General features: G+C 69.7%; 21 protein-coding genes. 17 read left to right on the top strand and 4 right to left on the bottom strand.

All coding sequences use genetic code 11. The features are described from left to right. Window positions 1-84: 84 nt before the first annotated feature. The 7 genes from EAO79_RS15305 (at window position 85) to pheT (ending at window position 8,113) form a co-directional block, all read left to right on the top strand. Complete coding sequence (locus EAO79_RS15305) at window positions 85-885, top strand: RNA methyltransferase (RefSeq protein ID WP_079707067.1); 801 nt, start codon at window positions 85-87, stop codon at window positions 883-885. Window positions 886-1,106: 221 nt separating this feature from the next. Then, window positions 1,107-1,826 (top strand): amino acid ABC transporter ATP-binding protein, encoded by a 720-nt coding sequence (locus EAO79_RS15300; protein WP_079707380.1) that lies wholly within the window; start codon window positions 1,107-1,109, stop codon window positions 1,824-1,826. A gap of 91 nt (window positions 1,827-1,917) precedes the next feature. Next, window positions 1,918-2,814 carry a glutamate ABC transporter substrate-binding protein gene (locus tag EAO79_RS15295; protein WP_079707066.1) on the top strand — a complete coding sequence of 299 codons (897 nt, stop codon included), beginning with the start codon at window positions 1,918-1,920 and terminating at the stop codon, window positions 2,812-2,814. Between the two features lie 107 nt (window positions 2,815-2,921). Then, window positions 2,922-3,569, top strand: a complete 648-nt coding sequence (locus tag EAO79_RS15290) for an amino acid ABC transporter permease (RefSeq protein WP_124769498.1) — start codon at window positions 2,922-2,924, stop codon at window positions 3,567-3,569. Continuing rightward, window positions 3,566-4,465, top strand: coding sequence for an amino acid ABC transporter permease (locus EAO79_RS15285; protein WP_124769497.1), 900 nt, complete (start codon window positions 3,566-3,568; stop codon window positions 4,463-4,465). Before EAO79_RS15290 ends, EAO79_RS15285 begins: the two co-directional genes overlap by 4 nt. 91 nt (window positions 4,466-4,556) lie before the next feature. Further along, window positions 4,557-5,597, top strand: coding sequence for a phenylalanine--tRNA ligase subunit alpha (gene pheS / locus EAO79_RS15280; protein ID WP_124769496.1), 1,041 nt, complete (start codon window positions 4,557-4,559; stop codon window positions 5,595-5,597). A gap of 2 nt (window positions 5,598-5,599) precedes the next feature. Further along, window positions 5,600-8,113: a phenylalanine--tRNA ligase subunit beta gene (pheT, locus tag EAO79_RS15275; RefSeq protein WP_124769495.1), complete on the top strand. Its 2,514-nt coding sequence runs from the start codon at window positions 5,600-5,602 to the stop codon at window positions 8,111-8,113. Between the two features lie 72 nt (window positions 8,114-8,185). On the opposite strand, the gene EAO79_RS15270 is transcribed toward pheT, so the two are convergent. Continuing rightward, window positions 8,186-9,745 (bottom strand): UDP-N-acetylglucosamine 1-carboxyvinyltransferase, encoded by a 1,560-nt coding sequence (locus EAO79_RS15270; protein WP_124769494.1) that lies wholly within the window; start codon window positions 9,743-9,745, stop codon window positions 8,186-8,188. A 36-nt stretch (window positions 9,746-9,781) separates the two neighbouring features. Further along, entirely contained in the window at window positions 9,782-10,429 is a 648-nt protein-coding gene (locus EAO79_RS15265) for a hypothetical protein (protein WP_124769493.1), read from the bottom strand. A 140-nt stretch (window positions 10,430-10,569) separates the two neighbouring features. Here EAO79_RS15265 and EAO79_RS15260 point away from each other — a divergent pair, with 140 nt between their 5' ends. The 9 genes from EAO79_RS15260 to EAO79_RS15220 all read left to right on the top strand — a co-directional run bounded on the left by EAO79_RS15260 (window position 10,570) and on the right by EAO79_RS15220 (window position 20,147). After that, a complete protein-coding gene (locus EAO79_RS15260) occupies window positions 10,570-11,853 on the top strand; it encodes a sensor histidine kinase (protein WP_124769492.1) in 1,284 nt (427 codons plus the stop codon). After that, window positions 11,850-12,539, top strand: coding sequence for a response regulator transcription factor (locus EAO79_RS15255; protein WP_124769491.1), 690 nt, complete (start codon window positions 11,850-11,852; stop codon window positions 12,537-12,539). The genes EAO79_RS15260 and EAO79_RS15255 overlap by 4 nt, the downstream gene beginning before the upstream one ends. 201 nt (window positions 12,540-12,740) lie before the next feature. After that, on the top strand, window positions 12,741-13,784 hold the full coding sequence (gene argC / locus EAO79_RS15250; protein WP_064294415.1) for an N-acetyl-gamma-glutamyl-phosphate reductase: 1,044 nt from the start codon (window positions 12,741-12,743) through the stop codon (window positions 13,782-13,784). Next, entirely contained in the window at window positions 13,781-14,950 is a 1,170-nt protein-coding gene (gene argJ, locus EAO79_RS15245; RefSeq protein WP_079707059.1) for a bifunctional glutamate N-acetyltransferase/amino-acid acetyltransferase ArgJ, read from the top strand. Before argC ends, argJ begins: the two co-directional genes overlap by 4 nt. A 2-nt stretch (window positions 14,951-14,952) precedes the next feature. Next, window positions 14,953-15,858: an acetylglutamate kinase gene (gene argB, locus EAO79_RS15240; RefSeq protein WP_124769490.1), complete on the top strand. Its 906-nt coding sequence runs from the start codon at window positions 14,953-14,955 to the stop codon at window positions 15,856-15,858. Further along, the gene (locus EAO79_RS15235) at window positions 15,855-17,039 is read left to right on the top strand and encodes an acetylornithine transaminase (protein ID WP_124769489.1); all 1,185 of its coding nucleotides are present in this window, start codon (window positions 15,855-15,857) and stop codon (window positions 17,037-17,039) included. The genes argB and EAO79_RS15235 overlap by 4 nt, the downstream gene beginning before the upstream one ends. A 35-nt stretch (window positions 17,040-17,074) precedes the next feature. Next, window positions 17,075-18,016 carry an ornithine carbamoyltransferase gene (gene argF / locus EAO79_RS15230; protein ID WP_124769488.1) on the top strand — a complete coding sequence of 314 codons (942 nt, stop codon included), beginning with the start codon at window positions 17,075-17,077 and terminating at the stop codon, window positions 18,014-18,016. Window positions 18,017-18,085: 69 nt separating this feature from the next. Beyond that, window positions 18,086-19,516 (top strand): argininosuccinate lyase, encoded by a 1,431-nt coding sequence (argH, locus tag EAO79_RS15225; RefSeq protein ID WP_124769487.1) that lies wholly within the window; start codon window positions 18,086-18,088, stop codon window positions 19,514-19,516. A 13-nt stretch (window positions 19,517-19,529) separates the two neighbouring features. Continuing rightward, the gene (locus EAO79_RS15220; RefSeq protein ID WP_124769486.1) at window positions 19,530-20,147 is read left to right on the top strand and encodes a DNA-3-methyladenine glycosylase; all 618 of its coding nucleotides are present in this window, start codon (window positions 19,530-19,532) and stop codon (window positions 20,145-20,147) included. Between the two features lie 9 nt (window positions 20,148-20,156). On the opposite strand, the gene EAO79_RS15215 is transcribed toward EAO79_RS15220, so the two are convergent. After that, window positions 20,157-20,756, bottom strand: a complete 600-nt coding sequence (locus tag EAO79_RS15215; protein WP_124769485.1) for a hypothetical protein — start codon at window positions 20,754-20,756, stop codon at window positions 20,157-20,159. Continuing rightward, the gene (locus EAO79_RS15210; RefSeq protein ID WP_124769484.1) at window positions 20,753-21,385 is read right to left on the bottom strand and encodes a DNA-binding protein; all 633 of its coding nucleotides are present in this window, start codon (window positions 21,383-21,385) and stop codon (window positions 20,753-20,755) included. The genes EAO79_RS15215 and EAO79_RS15210 overlap by 4 nt, the downstream gene beginning before the upstream one ends. Before the next feature lie 168 nt (window positions 21,386-21,553). Here EAO79_RS15210 and tyrS point away from each other — a divergent pair, with 168 nt between their 5' ends. Continuing rightward, on the top strand, window positions 21,554-22,864 hold the full coding sequence (gene tyrS, locus EAO79_RS15205) for a tyrosine--tRNA ligase (protein WP_124769483.1): 1,311 nt from the start codon (window positions 21,554-21,556) through the stop codon (window positions 22,862-22,864). Window positions 22,865-22,892: the final 28 nt, after the last annotated feature.

Here is a 22,892-nt window from a genome sequence, read left to right as displayed (position 1 = left end):
ACCGGACGACGTGTTCGAACGGCCCGATCCCACCAGGGATCGGGCCGTTTCGTCTGTCCGGAGTGCGACCAATAGGATGGGTGCGTGCTTGACAATCCGCGGTCACCGCGCGTCCGTTCCGTCGCCAAACTCGCCAAGCGTCCGGCGAGACAGGAGACCGGCCTGTTCCTCCTCGAAGGACCACAGGCGGTCTCGGAGGCCCTGCAGTTCCGGCCCGACCTGATCCTCGAGCTGTACGCGACGCCGACGGCCCTCGAGCGCTACACCGAGATCGGGGCCGCGGCCACCGATGCGGGACTCGAGGTCGAGTTCGTCACCGAGCAGGTCCTCGAGTCGATGGCCGACACCGTCACCCCGCAGGGGTTCATCGCGGTCGCGCAGCAGTTCCCGACCTCGATCAAGGACATCTTCGCCGGAGAGCCGCAGCTTGTCGTCATCCTGGAGGAGGTCCGCGATCCGGGCAACCTCGGGACGATCATCCGAGCCGCCGACGCCGCCGGCGCGGACGCCGTCGTCCTGAGCGGACGGACCGTCGACCTCTACAACCCGAAGGTCGTGCGCTCCACGACCGGCTCGCTCTTCCACCTGCCCGTCGCGGTCGGTGTCGAGCTGCCCGCCGTGCTGGAACGGGCCCGTGCAGCGGGACTGCAGACGCTCGCGGCCGACATCAAGGGCGAGGACCTCCTCGTGGCCCGGTCGGAAGGTGTGCTCGCGCGGCCGACGGCATGGGTGTTCGGCAACGAGGCCAGGGGACTCACCGACGAGCACCTCGAGCTCGTCGACCGTGCGGTTACGGTACCGATCTACGGCCGTGCCGAGAGCATGAACCTGGCCACGGCGGCATCGGTGTGCGTCTTCGAGAGCGCGTTCGCGCAGCACGCGTGAGCGCCTGAGGCGTCTACCGTCGAGGTTACGAAACGGTAACCGTAGCGCTTCCGTCATGCGCACGAAACACACGGTCACCTAGTTTGGGTTACATGGAGCCAACAGTGTCCCCGAACTCCGGCCCGACGGAACCCGATGCAGCAGCCTCGCATGGTGCCGCCGGCGCATACGAGACCACGAGCAACCCGATCCAGGCAGGGCGCGGCGAGCCCCTCGTCGTCATGGAGAACGTCGAGAAGCACTACGGCGAGTTCCACGCCCTGAAGGACATCAACCTCACCGTCAACAAGGGTGAGGTCGTCGTCGTGATCGGACCGTCCGGGTCCGGCAAGTCGACCCTCTGCCGGACGATCAACCGGCTCGAGACGATCAGCTCGGGGGAGATCCGGATCGACGGCAAGAAACTGCCGGAGGAGGGCAAGCAGCTCGCCGAGCTGCGCGCCGACGTCGGCATGGTGTTCCAGTCGTTCAACCTGTTCGCGCACAAGACGATCCGCGAGAACGTCACCCTCGGCCCGATCAAGGTGCGCAAGCAGAAGAAGCGCGACGCCGACGATGCGGCGAAGGTGCTGCTCGAGCGCGTCGGCATCGGTGTGCAGGCGGACAAGCTGCCGGCACAGTTGTCCGGCGGGCAGCAGCAGCGCGTGGCGATCGCCCGCGCCCTCGCGATGAAGCCGAAGGTCATGCTGTTCGACGAGCCGACCTCGGCCCTCGACCCCGAGATGATCAACGAGGTCCTCGACGTCATGGTGCAGCTCGCCAGTGAGGGCATGACGATGATCGTCGTCACCCACGAGATGGGCTTCGCCAGGAAGGCCGCCGACCGCGTCGTGTTCATGGCCGACGGCGAGATCCTCGAGGACACCGACCCCGAGTCGTTCTTCACGAACCCGCAGTCCGAGCGGGCGAAGGACTTCCTGTCGAAGCTCCTCACCCACTGACCCATCCGACTCCGGATCGCGCGACCCGCGCGGCGACCCGGAACTGACCAACCGATCGGCCCGTCCCGGGCACCAAGGAAGGAAGGAAAACATGCGCAAGAGGCTCATGTTCATCACCGCGGGAGTCGCTGCAGCAGCGCTCGCGCTCAGCGGGTGCAGCGGCGGCGACGCCGGCACCGGATCGACCGACGGCGCGTCCGACGGCGGCGCACTCTTCGAGGTCGCCTCCGACGTCCAGCTCGAGGGCAGCCCCACGTACGACGCGATGGTGAAGGCCGACAAGGTCCGCATCGGTGTCAAGGAGGACCAGCCCGGTCTCGGATACCTCGACGCCGCCACCGGCGAGCGTTCCGGCTTCGACGTCGAGATGGCCACCTGGATCGCCGCGTCGCTCGGCTTCGACGCCGACAAGATCGAGTTCAAGGCGATCCCGAGCGCCAATCGCGAATCGGCCATCGTGAACGGTGACATCGACTACTACGTCGGCACCTACTCGATCACCGACAAGCGCAAGGAGCAGATCGACTTCGCCGGACCGTACTTCGAGACCGGCCAGGGCCTGCTCGTCGCCGCGGACAACGACGACATCAAGGGCGAGGACGACCTCGCCGGCAAGACCGTGTGTTCGGCGACGGGCTCCACGCCCATCCAGAACATCAAGGACAACTTCCCCGACACCAAGACGGAGGAGTTCGACACCTACTCGCAGTGTGTCGAGGCCCTGAACGACGGCAAGGTCGACGCGGTCACGACCGACCAGGCGATCCTGATCGGGTACGCGGCGCAGTTCCCCGACGACCTCAAGGTCGTGGGCGAGCCGTTCAGCACCGAGCTGTACGGCATCGGTCTGCCGAAGGGTGACGACGCCCTCCGCCACTTCATCAACACGATGTTCACCGATGGCGGCGACACCTGGACCAAGATCTACGACGCCACCCTCGGCGCCTCCGGCACCAAGGTGACCCAGCCGGCGGTCGACGACTACTAAGCAGCGCCCCGGGCGGCCGCCGACCAGCGGCCGTCCGGGGGAGCTGTCCCGTCGACTCCGCCCAGGCGCCCGCCAGGGGCGTCCCCCTCCCGAAAGGCGTGCGCGACATGAACGTCCTGCTCGACAACCTCGACCTCTTCGTCACGGGCTTCCGCAACACCCTGCTGCTCTTCGTGGTGTCGGGGTTCTTCGCGCTCATCCTCGGCACCATCGTCGGTGCCATGCGGGTCTCGCCGGTCCCGGCGATGCGCCTCTTCGGCACCGTGTACGTCAACACGGTGCGCAACACCCCGCTGACCCTCATCCTCTTCTTCTTCGCCTTCGGCTACCCGAAGCTCGGGCTCCCCGAAGTGAGCTACACGACGCTCGCGATCATCGGGCTGAGCCTCTACACCGCGACCTACGTCGCAGAGGTCCTGCGGTCCGGCGTCAACACGGTGCCGATCGGTCAGGCCGAGGCCGCACGCGCGATCGGGCTGCCGTTCGGACAGACCATGACGCTCGTCATCCTGCCGCAGGCGTTCCGTGCCGTGCTGCCTCCGCTGTTCAGCGTGCTCATCGCCCTACTCAAGAACACGACGGTCGCCGCCGGCTTCTCCGTCGCCGAAGCGGGCGCGATCCGCGCGAACCTGTCAGAGCGCGGTGAGCCGCTGCTCGTCGGTCTCCTGTGGGTCGCCCTCATCTTCGTGGCGCTCGTGTCGCTCCTGTCCCTCGCCCAACGGGCCTTCGAGAAGAAGTGGAGGATCGCGCGATGAGCTCCGTCCTGTTCGACACCCCCGGCCCGAAGGCCATCGTGCGCTATCGCTGGATCGGTGCGGCGACGGTGCTCGTCGTCGCCGGCATCCTCGCCTTCGTCGTCTTCCGCTTCGTCGAGACCGGACAGTTCACCGCCTCGAAGTGGAAGCTCTTCACCTTCCCGCGTGTCTGGGAGCAGATCCTCCAGGCGACGGGTGCGACCCTGTCCGCGTTCGCGGTCGCCGCCGTCTGCAGCGTTGTCCTCGGACTGGTGCTGGCGATCGGCCGACTGTCCGACCACAAGATCATCAGCGTCCCCTTCACGATCTTCATCGAGTTCTTCCGGGCGGTCCCGGTCCTCATCCTGATGATGCTCATGTACTACGGGCTGCCGCCCCTCGGCTTCACCTTCGTGACGCCGTTCGTCGCCGTCGCCATCGCGCTGACGCTGTACAACGGCGCGGTGTTCTCCGAGATCTTCCGAGCGGGTATCGAGTCGCTGCCGAAGGGGCAGGGCGAGGCCGCCTACGCCATCGGCCTGCGGAAGTCCGCCGTCCTGCGCCTCATCCTGTTCCCGCAGGCGATCCGCGCGATGCTGCCGGTGATCATCGCCCAGCTCGTCGTCGCCCTCAAGGACACGGCACTCGGCTTCCTGATCACCTATCAGGAGCTCCTCTACCTCGCGAAGCAGTTCGGGTCGCAGGCGCTCTACGGCAGCCCGATCATCCCCTCGATCATCGTGATGGGCTCGATCTACATCGTGCTCTGCCTCATCCTCTCGGGCGTCGCGAAGATCGTCGAGGTGCGTACCCGACGGTCGCCGCGGACGCCGAAGGAACAGGCCGTGACCGAGGACACGACGACCAAGATCCTCGGCATCCAGGCGGGGAACCAGTCGTCCGGCGCGAGCATCTGACGTCGTCCCGACGGAGCCCAGGCGATCGGGCCGCCGTCGGGGCGAAGACGGTCGCCCATGTGGGCCGACCGCCTGGGTAGACTTGGCTCTCGTGTCCGACGCATCCCCAATCTCCGAACCAGCGGTGAACGCCGCGGTCGACGCCGCTCTCGAAGCGATCGCCGCAGCCACCGACTCGGCCGCCCTGAAAGCGGTCCGATCAGCCCACGCCGGCGAAGCGTCACCGCTCGCCGCCCTCAACGGATCGCTCCGCAGCGTGCCGAACGACCAGAAGGCCGCGCTCGGCAAGCTGGTCGGTCAGGCCCGCGGGCGCGTCTCGAAGGCGTTGAGCGAGCGCGAGGGCGAGATCGTCGCCGCCGAGACGGAGGCACGCCTCGCCGCCGAGGCGATCGACGTCACCGCCGTGCCGCTGCGACGCATGCCCGGTGCCCGGCACCCCCTCACGCTGCTCCAGGACCGCGTGTCCGACATCTTCGTCGGCATGGGATGGGAGATCGCCGAGGGGCCCGAGGTCGAGAGCGAGTGGTTCAACTTCGACGCCCTGAACTTCGACGCCGACCACCCGGCCCGCGCGATGCAGGACACCTTCTTCGTGGAGCCGCTGGAGTCGCACCTCGTCCTGCGGACGCACACCTCGCCGGTCCAGGTGCGCTCGCTGCTCGAGCGCGAGCTCCCCGTGTACGTGCTCGCCCCCGGGCGCGTCTACCGCACGGACGAGCTCGACGCGACGCACACGCCCGTCTTCATGCAGTTCGAGGGTCTCGCCGTCGACAAGGGCCTGACGATGGCGCACCTGCGCGGAACGCTCGACCACTTCGTGAAGAGCGTCTTCGGTGACGACGCGAAGGTCCGCCTGCGTCCCAGCTACTTCCCCTTCACCGAGCCGAGCGCCGAGCTCGACTTCTGGCACCCGACCTTCAAGGACGGACCGCGCTGGATCGAGTGGGGTGGGTGCGGCATGATCAACCCGAACGTGCTCCGGTCCGCCGGTATCGACCCCGAGGTCTACTCGGGCTTCGCCTTCGGGATGGGCGTCGAGCGCGGTCTGATGCTGCGCGACGGCGTGCAGGACATGCGAGAGATGGTGGAGGGCGACGTCCGCTTCTCCCAGCAGTTCGGGATGGTGGTGTAGTCGTGCGTGTTCCATTGAGCTGGCTCGGGGAGTTCGTCGAACTCGCCCCGGGGACCACCCCCGAAGACGTCCACGCCGCGCTCGTGCGCGTCGGGCTCGAGGAGGAGGACGTCCACCGCTTCGAGCTGACCGGTCCCATCGTGGTCGGCGAGGTCCTCGAGTACGTCGAGGAGCCGCAGTCCAACGGCAAGACCATCCGCTGGTGCCAGGTCCGCGTCGCCGAGGGTGACGCCGAGGGCGCCGTGCGGGGCATCGTCTGCGGTGCCGGCAACTTCTTCGTCGGCGACCAGGTGGTCGTCACCCTGCCCGGCGCCGTCCTGCCCGGTCCGTTCCCGATCGCCGCTCGCAAGACCTACGGCCACGTGTCGGACGGCATGATCGCCTCGGCTCGTGAGCTCGGTCTCGGCGAGGACCACGACGGGATCCTGCGTCTCTCGACGATCGGGGTCGAGGCACCCGTCGGCACCGACGCGATCAGCCTGCTCGGTCTCGACGACGCTGCGGTCGAGCTCAACGTGACGCCCGATCGCGGCTACGCGTTCTCGATCCGAGGGGTCGCACGCGAGTACTCGCACGCGACCGGTGCGACCTTCCGCGACCCGGCGGCGAGCGTCCCCGAGGCGTTCACCGGGCCACTCGACGGCTTCCCCGTCACGATCGAGGATGCGGCGCCGATCCGCGATCGCGTCGGGTCGAGCGTCTTCGTCACCCGCGTCGTGCGCGACGTCGACCCGACGAAGCCGACCCCGCCGTGGATGGTGGCGCGGTTGAAGCTCGCCGGCATCCGCTCGCTGTCGCTCGTCGTCGACATCACGAACTACGTCATGCTCGAGCTCGGACAGCCGATCCACGGGTACGACCTCGACAAGCTCACGGGCGGCATCGTCGTCCGGCGCGCGCGGGCGGGCGAGACCTTCGTCACGCTCGACGGCCAGGAGCGGAAGCTCCACGACGAGGACCTGCTGATCACCGACGACTCGGGCCCGATCGGGCTCGCGGGCGTGATGGGTGGCCTCGACACCGAGATCACTGATGCCACGCGCAACGTCCTCATCGAGGCCGCGAACTTCGACCAGGTGTCCATCGCGCGGAGCGCGCGCCGCCACAAGCTGCCGAGCGAGGCCTCGAAGCGGTTCGAGCGCGGTGTCGATCCGCAGATCGCCGTCGCGGCCGCCGGTCGCGTCGCGCAGTTGCTCGTCGACCTGGCCGGTGGCCGGACGGACGACCTCGGCTCCACCGTCACCACGGCGCCGGATCGCGAGCCGATCCTGCTCCCCGACGACTACATCAACGGCCTCATCGGCGTCACGTTCGGAGCGGACGAGACACGATCCGCGCTCGCCGAGATCGGCGCGGCCGTCGAGGCGACCGATGACGGCCTGCTCGTGACGCCGCCGAGCTGGCGCCACGACATCACCGGCAAGGAGGACCTCGCCGAGGAGGTGGCGCGGATCCTCGGATACGACCGCATCCCGTCGGTGCTCCCCGTCGCGCCTCCGGGACGTGGGCTCTCGCGTTCGCAGCGGTTGCGCCGTGGGGTCGCCGATGCGCTCGCCTACGGCGGCGCGACCGAGGTGTTGGCCTATCCGTTCGTCTCCGCCGAGGAGAACGCGCGGTTCGGCGCTCCGCAGCCGGGTGCGTTCCCAGCCGTGAAGCTCGCGAACCCGCTCGACGCGAAGGCCCCCTTCCTCCGTGCGTCGATCCTGCCCGGTCTCCTCGCGGTGGCCCACCGGAACGTCTCGCGCGGTCTGACCGACCTCTCGATCTTCGAGGTGGGCGCGGTGTTCCGTCCGTCCCGTCACGGCGCGTTCGGCCAGGCCGAACTCCCGCAGGCGGCGGTCCGTCCGAGCGAGGCCCAGCTCGAGGAGCTCGAGGCGGGCGTCCCGGCCCAACCGCGTCATCTCGGATTCCTCGCGGTCGGCAACGCCGTCGCGAAGCAGCCGGGCCAGCCCGCCGTCGCGGCCGGTATCGCGGACGCGCTCGAGGCGGTCCAGGCCGTCGCGGTGGCGACCGGTGTCGACATCACCGTCTCGCAGGGCAGCCACCAGGCACTGCACCCCGGACGGACTGCGGCGCTGCATGTCGGCGACGTCCTGGTGGGGTACGCGGGGGAGGTGCACCCGGCGGTCGCCGAGGAGGCGAACCTGCCGCGTGTCGTGGCGGTCGCGGAACTCGACCTGGATCGCATCATCGCGCTCGGCGACGCACTGCCCGAGGCCGTCGGCATCGGAACCCTTCCTGCTGCGACGCAGGACCTCTCGCTGCTCGTCCCCGCGACGGTCTCAGCCGGTGAGGTCCTCGACGCCGTCCGGGTCGGAGCCGGTTCGCTGCTCGAGCACATCCGCCTCGTCGACGACTATCGCGGTTCGGGCGTGCCCGAGGGCGGCAAGAGTCTGACCTTCGCGCTGCGGTTCCGCGCGCCGGACCGCACGCTCACCGCGGCGGAGGCGAGCGACGCGAAGCTCGCCGGCGCGGCAGTGGCGGCCGAGCGCTTCGGCGCGAGCATCCGGGACTGAGCCGGTCGTACCGGACGACAGCGGCCCCGCGGATCGACGATCTGCGGGGCCGCGTCCGTCGGACGGGACGACTCAGTCGCGGAAGGTCTCGATCGACGCACCCAGGGTGATGAGTCGCTCCTGCAGCTGCTCGTACCCGCGAGCGATGATGTCGACGTTCCGGAGCACGCTCGTGCCCTTCGCGGCGAGCATGGCGAGCAGGATGACGACGGCCGGTCGCAGCGCGGGAGGGCAGCTCACCTCGGCGCCGGACCAGTGCGTCGGCCCGGAGACGTCGATGCGGTGCGGGTCGCGCAGGCGGACGTTCGCGCCGAGTCGCGTCAGGTCGGTGAGGTGGATCGCCCTGCCCTCGTACACCCAGTCGTGGATGAGCGTGTCGCCCTCGGCGCAGGCCGCGATGACCGCGAAGAACGGGAGGTTGTCGATGTTGAGCCCCGGGAACGGCATGGGGTGGATCTTGTCGATCGGGGCGTGCAGCTTCGAGGGGTGCACGGTGACGTCGACGAGACGGGTCCGGCCGTTCGCGGCTGCGTACTCGGGGGAGCGGGTGTAGCGCAGTCCCATCTCGCCGAGCGTCGCGAGCTCGATCTCCATGAACTCGATCGGCACGCGCGTGACGGTGATCTCCGAGTCGGTGACGATCCCGGCGGTGAGCAGACTCATCGCCTCCACCGGGTCCTCACTCGGCCAGTAGTCCACGTCCTCGTTGATGACGCTGCGGCCGGTGATCCGGAGCGTCGTGCTCCCGATGCCCTCGATGGTGATGCCGAGGAGCTCCAGGTAGAAGCACAGGTCCTGCACCATGTAGTTCGGGCTGGCGTTGCGGATGGTCGTGACGCCGTCGCGTACCGCGGCGGCCATGATGGCGTTCTCGGTCACGGTGTCGCCGCGCTCGGTGAGCACGACGCTCAGCTCCTCGGGCACGTCGGGGGCGACGGTGGCCTGGTACCAGCCGGCGGTCGCTTCGATGGACAAGCCGAACGGCCGGAGCGCGATGAGGTGCGGTTCGACGGTCCGGGTCCCGAGGTCGCAACCACCGGCGTAGGGGAGGGCGAAGGTGTCGTAGCGGCCGAGCAGCGGGCCGAGGAACATGAGCACACTGCGGGTCCGGCGACCGGCGTCCTCGTCGATGCTCTCGAGTGAGAGGTCGTCCGGGACGTGTATCTCGACGTCCTGGCCGTCGGGCGACCAGACCACGGAGACGCCCAGGCTGCGCAGGACGTCGATGATGCGGTCGACCTCGACGATCCGGGCGATGCCGTGCAGCGTGGTGCGGCCGCGGTTCATGAGCGCCGCGCACAGGAGCGCGACCGAGGCGTTCTTGCTCGAACGCACCGCGATGGTCCCGTGCAGCTGTCGGCCGCCCTGGACGCGGAGGTGCGAGTTCTTCTTCTGTTCGCCGAAACTGACGATCTCACTCTCGAGCGCGGTGCTGATCCGGCTCAGGAGGTCGATGCTGATGTTCTGACTGCCCTGCTCGATCCGGTTGATCGCGCTCTGGCTCGTGCCGACGCGTTCCGCCAGCTGGGCCTGGGTGAGTTTGCGTCCCTGACGGGCGCCGCGGATGAGTGCTCCGACCTGCCGGAGCGGTGCCGCAGGGTCCGTTCGTTCAAACGTTGCCGTGTCTTCCATGTCGTCACTCTATCTCAGATATGAGATAGAGCGCCGTTAGGGATGCCCCTGAGATGTCGGAACGGAATCTGAAACCCGCTCCGTGGTGTCAGGCGCGGGCGCGGAGCTCCGGAAGAGGACGGCGTACACCGGGCCTGCGGCGAACCAGATGCCGGTGATCGCGACGAGCTTGATGATCATGCCCCAGATGACATCCTCGTTCGCGAGGGCGAAGGACGCGGGGAGGGTCCAGCCGACCATGGCCTGCATCGCGAGGAGCCCGGCGACCGCGATCGCGACGGCGAGGACCACCCGACGCCACTCCGACCAGGCGGCCCGGACGTACGCGGGCCCGGACTTCGGCTTCGGCCGCGGTGCTGGACCGCCCGCGAACCGGTGTGCGAACCAGACGTCCGCCTTCGTGATGAGCGCGTGGCCGAACGCCACCGTGAAGCCCAGGTAGATGGTCGCGAGGAGGTGCGTGACGTTGGGCTCCTCGCCGGACGCGAGGTCGGTCGCGGTCAGGACCAGGAGGACGAGGTCCACGACCGGTACACCGACCAACATGATCGCGCTGAGCCGGCGTCGCCGGAGGAGGTAGCGGACCGCGAGCCCGCCGAAGAGGAGGATCCAGAACGCGGCCTCCGCACCGAGGATGGCCCAGATGAGTGGGCTCGTGCCGAAGAGTTCAGTGAAGCTGTCCATGTTCCGATGGTGTCGCGGGATGATGCCGTGCCACATCGACCGTGCTGCTGATCCTCCGGCGACGGGGTCAGCGGAACTGCGTACGCGGGCTCGTCCCTCCGGCGCTCGCGCCGTGTGGCGCGAGCTGGTGTGATGGAGGCATGGCTGCTCTCGAAGGACCGCGCGCATGGGTGGATCGACACCGCGAGCCGGTCATCACCACGGTGTGCGCGGCCATGGGACTCCTGTTCGCCCTCCTCGGGATCCATGTCCCCTGGGGGACGACCGTGTCGGAACCGCCGCTCCTCCTCACCCTCGTCTTCCTCGCCGCCATCCTGGCGGTGCACCTGCTCCGCCGTCGACGCCCGTTGACCACGCTGGCCGTCGGCGTCCTGATCGCCCTCGCCGAGGCGCTCACCACCGGAGGCAGCGGCCTCGGGATGCTCATCGTCGTGTCCGACCTCGCCTATGCGGCGGCGCTCTACTCGCGGTCCCGGGTCATGGACGTCGCCGCGTTCGCCTGCACCGCGCTCGCCGTCGTGTCGGTCGGTGTCTTCGCGGTGATCTGGTTCACCGACGACGTCGAGGCCGTCACCCGGCTCGGTCGCGGCGTGGTCCTCGGCTCGCTCATCATCGTCCCGGTCATCCTGGCGAGCTCGATCTGGTACGGCAGGATGGTCCGGTACCCCCGTCTCGAGGCCGAACGCCAGCGCGAGCGCGCGGACACGATCGCCCAGGCGGCGGCTGCGCTCCGGCAGGACGCCGTGACCCGTGAACGGCTCGAGCTCAGCCGGGAGCTGCACGACGTCATCGCCGGTCACCTCTCGGCGATCGCGATGCAGTCGGCGGCGGCCCTGGAACGACGCGACGGCACCGACCCGGTGGCGCTGCGGCGCAGCCTCGCACTCGTCCGGACGAGCAGTCTCGACGCGCTCGCCGACATGCGCACCATGATCGACGTGCTCCGCGGTGACCAGTCGACCGACGACCCGACCCAGGCACCAGACCGACTCACGGCCGAGTCGGTCCGCCGCGCGGTCGAGGTCGCCCGCGCCAACGGACTGGAGGTCGAGGTACGGGCACCGGACGACGCGGCGCTCGCCGAGGTCCCCGCGCAGACCTCGATCGTCGGGCTCCGCACGCTCGTCGAAGGCCTGACGAACACCGCGAAGCACGCACCGGGTGCCTCCGTGCGGGTCGAGGTCTCGCTCCCGCCCGGTGCCCTGTCCGTCAGGCTCAGCAACCCGCTGCCGACGGCGACCTCGTCTTCGGTGCTCGCCGGGTCCGGTGGGGTCGGCCTCGTCGGCCTGGCCGAGCGGGCACGTCTGGTCGGAGGCGATCTCGTCGCGGGGCCGGACGGTCCCGACTGGCGGACGGCGCTCACCGTGCCGACCCCGGTGTCACCGGCCACCCCCGCAATCGTCACCGCAGGAGGGGCGTCATGACCATCACGGTCCTCATCGCGGACGACCATGCCGCCGTCAGAGCGGGTCTGGGAGCGCTGCTCGACGAGCCGGACGACATCCTGGTCATCGCCGAGGCGGCGGACGGGGAGGCCGTCGTCGCGCAAGCCGTGCGACACCGACCGGACGTCGTGTTGCTCGACGTCCAGATGCCGCGTGCCTCCGGGATCGACGCGATCCCGGCCATCCTCGCCGCGGTCACCCCACCGCCGAGCATCATCATGCTCACGACCTTCGCGCTCGACCGGTACGTCGACGAGGCGCTGGCGGCCGGGGCGAACGCCTTCCTGGTGAAGACGGTCTCCGCTGCCGGCCTCGTCGATGCGATCCGACGAGTGCACGCGGGCGAGGCGGTGCTCGCCCCTGAGGTGACCCGCCGAGTCCTCGAACGTCTCGCCGCGGCCAGACCTCCGGTCGTGCCGGAGCCGGCGCTGCCGCACCCCGGTCTGGCCACACTGACACCGCGGGAGCGTGAAGTCCTCGAGCAGCTGCGCGCTGGACTGAGCAACGCGGGGATCGCGACCGCGCTCGGGCTGTCGGAGGCGACGGCCCGCACGCACGTGTCCCGCATCCTCGTGAAGCTCGACGCCCGGTCGCGGGTGCAGGCCGCGCTCATCGCCGAGCGGGCTGCGCCGGGCGCGGATTCGTCGGCATCCTCGTCGTCGTAGTACGCTCTCGACATGGCACGTTTCCAGGCACAGGGTTCTTCGCGGGCGATCACGCTCCGCGCCCTCCGCCGTCCCGTGTCCGCACGCGCTACCGCAGAGCGACGATAGGCGACCCCGGTGCTCGCACGGTCCAGGTGACCGTGCAGTCGTCCAGGAGTCGCCGCCTCCGCCCCTCGAGCGTCCACTCAATAAGGTAGAGCCATGTCCTTCTCTGTAGCGGTGGCCGGAGCATCCGGCTACGCAGGAGGCGAGCTGCTTCGGCTGCTCGCCGACCACCCCGACTTCGACGTCCGGACGGTGACCGCGCACGCGAACGCCGGTCAACCGCTCGTCGACCACCAGCCACACCTCCGATCACTCCGGCATCTCGTCCTCGAAGCGACGACGCCGGAGGTGCTCGCGGGACACGACGTCGTCTTCCTCGCCCTGCCGCACGGCAAGTCGGGTGAGGTGACGGCATCGCTTCCACCGGAGACCCTCGTCGTCGACTGCGGAGCCGACCACCGGCTCGTCGACGAAGCCGACTGGGACGCCTTCTACGGCGGCGACTACTTCGGTGCCTGGGCCTACGGCGTGCCGGAGCTCCAGACGTCCACCGGTCGGGGGCGCGACGCACTCGTGGGCGCCAAGCGGATCGCCGCTCCCGGATGCAACGCGAGCACCGTCGCCCTGTCCCTCGCGCCCGGCATCGCCGCGGGGGTGATCGAGCCGCTCGACCTCGTCTCCGTGCTCGCCGTCGGGCCGTCCGGTGCAGGGAAGAGCCTGAAGGTCAACCTGCTCGCGAGCGAGGTGCTCGGCACGGCCAACCCGTACGCCGTCGGCGGTACCCACCGGCACATCCCCGAGATCACGCAGAGCCTCCGGGCGGCCGGTGCCGATCGCGCGTCCATCTCGTTCACCCCGGTCATCGTCCCGATGTCGCGCGGCATCCTGGCCACCTCGACGGCACGCATCGTCCCGGGCACCACGGCGGCAGCGGTCCGCGAGGCCTGGGAGACGGCCTACGCCGACGAGCCGTTCGTCCAGGTGCTGCCCGAGGGCTCGTTCCCCCGGACGGCCGACGTCCTCGGCGCCAACACCGCGCTGATCGGACTCGCCGTCGACGAGACGGTGGGACGGGTCGTCGTCGTGACCGCCGTCGACAACCTCGTGAAGGGGACCGCCGGCGCGGCGATCCAATCGGCGAACATCGCGCTCGGGCTCCCCGAGACGACCGGCTTGAGTGTGAATGGAGTGGCACCGTGAGTGTGACAGCAGCAGCAGGGTTCCTCGCGGCGGGCGTCGCCTGCGGTCTCAAGACCTCCGGGGGCCTCGACCTCGCGGTCGTCCAGAACGTCGGTCCGTTGCAGCATGCGGCGACGGTGTTCACCAGCAACCGGTGCAAGGCCAACCCGATCCTCTGGAGCGAGCAGGTCATGCAGGACGGCATCGTCTCGGCGATCGTCCTGAACTCTGGCGGCGCGAACTGCTACACGGGGACGCGCGGTTTCCAGACGACGCACGCGACCGCGGAGGCCGTCGCAGAGCGACTCGCGATCTCGGCCGGCGACGTCCTCGTCTGCTCCACGGGGCTCATCGGCGAACAGCTCGACCTCGACAAGCTGACCGCGGGCGTCTGGGACGCCACCCGCGCGGTCGCCGACGAGGACGGTGCGAGCGAAGCGGCCGGCCTCGCCGCGGCCACGGCGATCATGACGACCGACACGAAGCCGAAACAGGCCGTTCGGAGCGCGGACGGATGGACCGTCGGCGGCATGGCGAAGGGTGCGGGTATGCTCGCCCCCGGGCTCGCGACGATGCTCGTCGTCATCACGACCGACGCCGTGCTCGAGCCGGCGCAGCTCGACCAGGCGCTCCGCAGCGCGACCCGTGTCACCTTCGACCGCCTCGACTCCGACGGCTGCATGTCCACCAACGACACGGTGTCGCTCCTCGCGTCCGGGTCGAGCGGCGTCACCCCGGAGCTGTCCGCCTTCACCGAGGCGCTGACGGAGGTGTGCCGCGACCTCACCCTGCAATTGCAAGCCGATGCCGAGGGCGCGGCCCACGACGTCGCGATCGAGGTCGTCGGCGCGGTGTCCGAGGACGACGCGGTCGAGGTCGCCCGCGCGGTCTCCCGCAGCAACCTCTTCAAGGCGGCCATCTTCGGCAACGACCCGAACTGGGGCCGGGTGCTCGCGGCCGTCGGGACCACGGGCGCCGAGTTCGACCCGTACGGGATCGACGTGGCCATGAACGGCGTCCAGGTGTGCACCGCCGGCGAGCCGGATCAGTCGCGCGACCTCGTCGACCTCTCACCGCGCGCCGTGCACGTGCTCATCGACCTCCACGCCGGTGACACGGGAGCCACCATCTGGACGAACGACCTCACGCACGACTATGTGCACGAGAACAGCGCGTACGCGAGCTGATGATGACCCAGTATCGAGACAACTCTCCCGAGGAGGCGGCGATCAAGGCCGCCACCCTCATCGAGTCGCTTCCCTGGCTGAAGACCTTCCGCGACCAGACGATCGTCGTCAAGTTCGGCGGCAACGCGATGGTGAGCGACGAGCTCGCGCAGGCGTTCGCGGAGGACATGGTCTACCTGCGCTACGCGGGGCTCAAGCCCGTCGTCGTGCACGGTGGCGGCCCGCAGATCTCCGCGATGCTCGAGCGGCTCGACATCCACAGCGAGTTCCGCGGCGGGTACCGGGTCACGACGCCCGAGGCCATGGAGGTCGTCCGCATGGTCCTCACCGGTCAGGTCAACCCCGAGCTCGTGGGGCGGATCAACGGACACGGCCCGCTCGCCGCAGGACTGTCCGGCGAGGACGCGGGCCTGTTCGGCGGGCGTCGTCGCTCGATCGTCGTCGACGGCGAGACCGTGGACATCGGGCTCGTCGGCGACGTCGTCAGCGTCGACCCGACCTCGGTGCAGGCCTACCTCGACGCCGGCAACATCCCGGTGGTCTCCTCGATCGCCCCCGACCTCGACCAGCCCGGCCTGACGCTCAACGTGAACGCCGATGCGGCCGCCGCGGCGCTCGCCGTGGCACTCGGTGCCGCGAAGCTCGTCATCCTGACCGATGTCGCCGGGCTGTACAGCGACTGGCCCAACCGCGACTCGCTCGTCTCGCAGATCACGACGAGTGAGCTCCGAGCCATGCTGCCCACGCTCGAATCGGGCATGATCCCGAAGATGACCGCCTGCCTCGACGCCGTCGACGGCGGGGTCGCCAAGGCTGCCATCATCGACGGCCGCGTACCCCACTCCATCCTGCTCGAGGTGTTCACCCAGAACGGCTCAGGCACCGAGGTCGTCCCGGAGGACTCATGAGCGACTGGAAGAGCCGCGTCGACCGCGACATGATGCGCACGTTCAACACACCGATCGCGATGCTGACGCGCGGTGAGGGATGCCATGTCTGGGACGCCGAGGGCAACCGCTACCTCGACTTCCTCGCGGGCATCGCGGTGAACGCACTGGGACATGCGCATCCGGCGTTCGTCGGTGCGATCACGCGACAGGCGAGCACGCTCGCGCACGTCTCCAACTACTTCTCGAGTCCGCCGCAGCTCGAGCTCGCGGCCCGGCTGAAGCGTCTCGCCGGAGCGGACGAGGGCGGTCGGGTGTACTTCGCGAACTCCGGTGCCGAGGCGAACGAGGCGGCGTTCAAGCTCGCCCGACTCAACCACGGCGACGGATCGCGGACCCGGGTCCTCACCCTGGAGAACTCCTTCCACGGGCGGACCTTCGGCGCGCTCGCCCTGACCGGCAAGCCTGCCCTGCAGGAGGGGTTCCACCCGCTCCCGGGCGGCGTCGAGCACATCCCGACCACGATCGAGGCACTCGAGGCGGCGATCGACGACCGGGTCGCCGCGCTGATCCTCGAACCGATCAAGGGCGAAGCCGGCGTCATCGACCTGCCGGAGGGCTACCTCGCCCGTGCCAGGGCACTCACCGAGGCACACGGCGTGCTGCTCATCATCGACGAGATCCAGACCGGGGCCGGCCGGACGGGGGAGTGGTTCGCGTTCCAGCGGGACGGCATCGTCCCGGACGCGATCACCGTCGCCAAGGGGATCGGCGGTGGCATGCCGATCGGCGCCCTCATCACCTTCGGCGCCGCCTCCGAGCTGTTCGGACCCGGCCAGCACGGCAGCACCTTCGGAGGCAACCCGCTCGCGACCGCGACGGCGAACGCGGTGCTCGAGGAGATCGAGCGCGCCGGTCTCGTGCAGAACGCCGCCGCGCGCGGTGAGCAGTTGCGGGCCGTCATCACCGCCATCGGTTCCCCGCTCGTCGAGGAGGTCCGCGGACACGGGCTGCTCATCGGCATCGGCTTGAGCGCCCCGGTGGCGGCCGAGCTGTCGGCCGCGGCGTTCGACCGAGGGCTCATCATCAACGCCCCGAACGCGACGAGCATCCGGATCGCGCCGCCGCTCATCATCGGCGACGCCGAGATCGACGAGTTCACCTCCCTCTTCCGCGCGGCGCTCGACGCCGTCCAGGCCTGACCGGCCATCGACCCACACGAACAGGACCACCAGCCATGACCCGTCACTTCCTCCGCGACGACGACCTCAGCCCGGCTGAGCAGGCCGAGATCCTCGACCTCGCCACCGAGCTGAAGCGCGACCGCTGGTCGCGGAAGCCGCTCGAAGGCCCGCAGACCGTCGCGGTCATCTTCGACAAGTCCTCGACGCGGACACGCGTCTCCTTCGCCGTGGGGATCGCCGACCTCGGCGGATCCCCGCTCATCATCTCGACGGCCAACAGCCAGCTCGGCGGCAAGGAGACGGCCGCCGACACCGCTCGCGTCCTCGAACGTCAGGTCGCGGCGATCGTCTGGCGGACCTACGCCCAGTCCGGTCTCGAGGAGATCTCGGCCGGGACGACGGTGCCCGTCGTCAATGCGCTGTCCGACGACTTCCACCCGTGCCAGCTCCTCGCCGACCTCCTCACGATCCGCGAGCACAAGGGCGAGCTCGCCGGTCTGACGATGTCGTTCTTCGGCGACGGAGCGAGCAACATGGCCCACTCCTACCTGTTGGCCGGCGCGACGGCGGGGATGCATGTCCGCGTCGCCGCCCCGGCCGAGTTCGCCCCGGCTGCGGACGTCGTCGCCGACGCGGAGCGCATCGCCGCGACGACGGGCGGCTCCGTGCTCGTGACCACCGACCCCGACGCGGCGGCGGCGGATGCCGACGTGATGATCACCGACACCTGGGTGTCGATGGGCAAGGAGGACGAGAAGGCGCAACGCGTCGCCATCTTCGGCGGCTACCGGGTCGACCGCAGGCTCATGGGGCTCGCCGCGTCCGACGCCGTCTTCATGCACTGCCTGCCCGCCGATCGCGGCTTCGAGGTCGAGGCCGAGGTCATCGACGGGGCGCAGAGCATCATCTGGGACGAGGCGGAGAACCGCCTCCACGCGCAGAAGGCCCTGCTCGTGTGGCTGCTCGAGCAGCAGCACGCCGGCTCCGCGGCCTGACCCTTCCCCGGCTGCGGCCGACCGACCAGTCCGGAGCACTCCGGACGCCAGCAGTACAGGAGGCCCATCGTGGCAGATCAGCAGAACCGAGCAGGCGAATCCGGGGCCCTCTGGGGTGGACGCTTCGCGAGCGGACCGTCGCCGGAACTCGCCCGTCTGAGCAAGTCCACTCAGTTCGACTGGGTCCTCGCCGCATATGACATCGCGGGTTCCCGTGCCCATGCCAAGGCGCTCGCGTCGGCGGGGTACCTCGACGAGGACGAGCTTCGCGGGATGCTCGCCGCCCTCGACGTCCTGGACGCCGACGTGGCCGACGGGACGTTCGTCGCGGCGGAGAGCGATGAGGACGTCCACTCGGCGCTGGAACGCGGGCTCGTCGAACGGGCCGGCAAGGAACTCGGTGGGAAGCTGCGTGCCGGCCGGAGCCGGAACGATCAGATCGCGACGCTCGTGCGCCTCTACCTCATCGATCACGGACGGGTGATCGCCCGCGACGTCATCCACCTGATCGACGCGATCGTCTCCCAGGCCGAAGCACACCCGGACGCGGTGATGCCCGGCCGCACGCACCTGCAGCACGCCCAGCCGGTGCTGCTCGCCCACCAGCTGCTCGCGCACGCCTGGCCGCTCACCCGCGACCTGGAACGGCTCCGCGACTGGCTCGCCCGGGCGAGCGCCTCGCCCTACGGTTCCGGAGCACTCGCCGGCAGTTCCCTCGGGCTCGACCCGGTGCTCGTCGCGCACGAGCTCGGGCTCGACCGGCCGACGGAGAACTCGATCGACGCCACCGCCAGCCGCGACGTCGTGGCCGAGTTCGCGTTCATCACCTCGCTCATCGGGATCAACCTGTCCCGGTTCGCTGAGGAGATCATCGTCTGGAACACCCGCGAGTTCGGGTTCGTGACCCTCGACGACGCCTACTCGACCGGCTCGAGCATCATGCCGCAGAAGAAGAACCCCGACATCGCCGAACTCGCCCGCGGGAAGTCCGGGCGACTCATCGGGAACCTGACCGGGTTGCTGGCGACGTTGAAGGCGCTGCCGCTCGCGTACAACCGCGACCTGCAGGAGGACAAGGAGCCGGTGTTCGACTCCGTGAACCAGCTCGAGGTGTTGCTCCCGGCGTTCACCGGGATGGTGGCGACGCTCCGCTTCGACACGGCACGGCTGCGCGAGCTCGCACCGGAGGGGTTCTCCCTCGCGACGGACGTCGCCGAGTGGCTCGTCAAGCAGGGTGTGGCCTTCCGCGACGCGCACGAGATCAGCGGCGAGCTCGTGCGGTACTGCGAGGAGCGCGGGCTGGCACTCGACGAACCCGACGACGCGGCACTGGCGGGTGTCTCGGAGCATCTCACGCCGGCCGTGCGGAGCGTCCTGACCGTCGACGGCTCGATCGGCAGCCGACTCGGCGTCGGCGGGACGGCTCCGGAGCGGGTCCAGGACCAGCTCGTGACGCTCGTCGGGCGGGTGGGCGCGCTGTCGCAGGCCCTCTCGCTCTAGACGGCGGGGTCCGATGACGACGGCCGGTCCGCTGCGGGCGCTGACCTCGGGATCGGCCCTCGAGGTCGCGCCCGCGCTGCTCGGAGCGGTGCTGTCCCACACGACGCCCGAGGGCACCGTGTCGGTCCGTCTCACCGAGGTCGAGGCCTATCTCGGGGTCGGCGAGGATCCCGGATCCCATGCGCACCGTGGTCCGACGCCGCGCACGAGTCCGATGTTCGGTCCGCCCGGGCATCTGTACGCGTACTTCAGCTACGGCATGCATGTCTGCATCAACGTCGTGTGTTCACCGGTCGGCACGGCGTCGGCCGTCCTCCTGCGTGCCGGCGAGGTCGTCGCGGGGCTGGAGCTCGCGCGGCTGCGACGCGGTGAACGGGTGTCGGATCGCGACCTGGCCAGAGGACCGGCACGGCTCACCGTGGCGCTCGGGATCGCGCTCGACCAGTCGGGTGACGACCTCGCCGAGCCGCCCTTCGATCTGCTCCTGCCCGAGCGCCCGCTCGCCTCGGCGACCGGTCCGCGGACGGGCGTCAGCGGGCTCGGTGGGGGAGCCGCCTACCCGTGGCGGTTCGTGCTCCCGGGGGAGACGACCGTCTCGCCGTACCGCCGCTCGCCCAGGGCGGTGGACTGATCCGCCGACTCAGCCTCGCGCGAGCAGCAGGATCGACGCCACCCCGGCAGCCCAGAGGAGGCTGGCGAGCGAGCCGATGATGAACCGCTCGCGCGCCTCGGCCGAGTCGAGTTCGGTGAAGCGTCCGACACCCTTCACGGCGACGATGACCGCGATCGCCTCCGGATAGCCGGAGAACAACGCGGCGACGAGGGCGAGCCGTTCGAGGATCCCGATCGCGGTCCCGCCGCGCAGCACTTCGATCGGACGTCCGACGACCTGCGAGGCGCTCGGGTTCCGGTGCTCCACGAGGATGCCGCCGTGGGTCCCGGGGGCGACGCTGCCCTTCGTCGCGAGGGCGAGGACGAAGGAGGCGACCGGACCACCGCCGGCGACCGCGACGGCGAGGACGAAGACGCCGAGGAGCACGAGTGCCGGACCGGTCGGCGGAACCGAGGGGACGAGCGCGACCAGGAGGGCCCCGATCACCATGAGGGCAGCCGCCACGACCATGAGACGATCCGCGAGACGCGCGGTCAGCACCCGGGCCAGCAGGAGGAAGACGAGCGCGCTTCCGAGGAGGCCGATGACGGTCGGCCAGGTGATGGGCGTGAGCGTGATGAGGTTCATCGCTCGTCCTTTCGGTCGTCGGGGTGGTGCACGGAGGCGTCCTGGTCGAGCTTCGCCAGGAGGCGAATGAGCGCGGTGGTCGCCGCGGCTTCGGCTCGGACTCCGGCGGCCGCGACCCGGCGACTGATCGAACTCTCGGTGATGCCGAGTCGTGCCGCGGCCTCGGACTGGGTCACGCCGGCCGCGAGCAGGTCGGCGACCTCCCAGCCGCCGGCGGTCCTCCGGTCGCGGAGGTGGAGGAGGAGCACGATGAGCGCTTCGACGTCGGCGCCGCCCTGCTGGTCGGCCGCCTCGAGCGCGAACCGGAAGGGCGCCCGCTTGGCCCGCGTGACGGCCTCCCTCGCGGCGTAGAAGGCCTGACCGGTCGCGGCTCGGGTCGAATCGGGGAGCGGACGCCGGACGTCGCCTTGTCCGACACCCACGCTCCAGCCGCGATCCCGGAGGAGGTCGAAGGCGATGGCGAGCGCGACCTCGGCGTCCTCGGTGGCGAGCTGGAACTCGTCGCCCGCCGTGCGTTCGGCCTGGAGGAGCAGGCTCTCCGGGAACCGGTCGTTGATCGACTCGATGACACCGGCGGCTCGATCAGGGCCGGTCCGGCTCGCGATCTGATCGACGGTCAGCACGTACACGGTTCTCCTCTCGGCGGTGGGTGGGCTCGATCACCCTAGTCGCAACATGCAGGTATTTCCACAACTCTGACGAATGAGAGGAATTCCTGCACGTCACGGTCGCCACGATCGCGCCGGTGCCGATGCGCCCGATCCGGCAGCCGATGCCGCGCTGATAGCCTTGCAAGCGTGTCGAACCTCGCTCTTCCTGACCAGCGCAACGATCCGACCTTCGAGGACGTCTGGGACGAACTCGTCTGGCGCGGGCTCGTCCATGTGTCGACGGATCAGCAGGAGCTGAAGCGCCTGCTCGGCGGAACGCCGATCACCTACTACTGCGGGTTCGACCCGACGGCGGCGAGCCTCCACCTGGGCAACCTGGTCCAGCTGCTCGTCATGCGTCGGCTTCAGCTTGCCGGACACCGCCCGCTCGGGCTCGTCGGCGGTTCGACCGGCCTCATCGGCGACCCACGACCGACCGCCGAGCGCACGCTGAACACGCCGGACACCGTCGCCGAGTGGGTGCAGTCGCTCCGCGCGCAGATCGAACGCTTCCTCAGTTTCGAGGGCGACAACGCCGCGCGCATGGTCAACAACCTCGATTGGACCGCACCGCTCTCCGCGATCGACTTCCTGCGGGAGATCGGCAAGCACTACCGCGTCGGCACGATGCTGAAGAAGGACGCGGTCAGTGCCCGTCTCAACTCGGAGGCGGGGATCAGCTACACCGAGTTCAGTTACCAGATCCTGCAGGGGATGGACTACCTCGAGCTGTACCGCGAATACGGCTGCGTCCTGCAGACCGGCGGGAGCGACCAGTGGGGCAACCTCACGAGCGGCACCGACCTCATCCACCGGGTCGAGCGGGCCACCGTCCACGCGATCGGGACCCCGCTGATCACGAACTCGGACGGCACGAAGTTCGGGAAGAGCGAAGGTAACGCGGTCTGGCTCGACCCGAGCATGACGAGCCCGTACGCGTTCTACCAGTTCTGGGTCAACACCGACGATGCGGACGTCATCGCCCGGCTGAAGGTGTTCACGTTCCTCGATCGGGTGGAGATCGAGCGACTGGCGGCCGCGACCGAGTCGGAACCGTTCAAGCGTGAGGCGCAGAAGACCCTCGCCTACGCCGTCACCGCGCTCGTCCACGGGGTCGCCGCGACGGATGCGGCCATCGCCGCGTCGGCCGCGCTCTTCGGTCAGGGCGATCTCGACGCTCTCGACGCGGACACGCTGCGGTCGGCCGTCACGGAGTTGCCGAACGCGCGGGTGGCCGCGGAGACGCTCGTCATCCAGGCGCTCGTCGACACGGAGCTGTGCTCGAGCCTCGGTGAGGCTCGACGCGCGGTCGCCCAGGGAGGCGTCTCGGTGAACAACCGCAAGATCGACGACGTCGACGCGACCCTCGACGACCGCTTCCTCACGGGCGGGGTGGCCGTGCTGCGCCGCGGCAAGCGCACCCTCGCCGGGCTGTTCCTCGACGGAGCGCCCGCCTGATCCGCCGACGACGGCATCGTCGTCGTCA

Origin of the sequence: Plantibacter sp. PA-3-X8, from assembly GCF_003856975.1 — a bacterium.
GTDB lineage: Bacteria > Actinomycetota > Actinomycetes > Actinomycetales > Microbacteriaceae > Plantibacter > Plantibacter auratus.
This window is presented reverse-complemented; position numbering and strand designations above follow the sequence as displayed.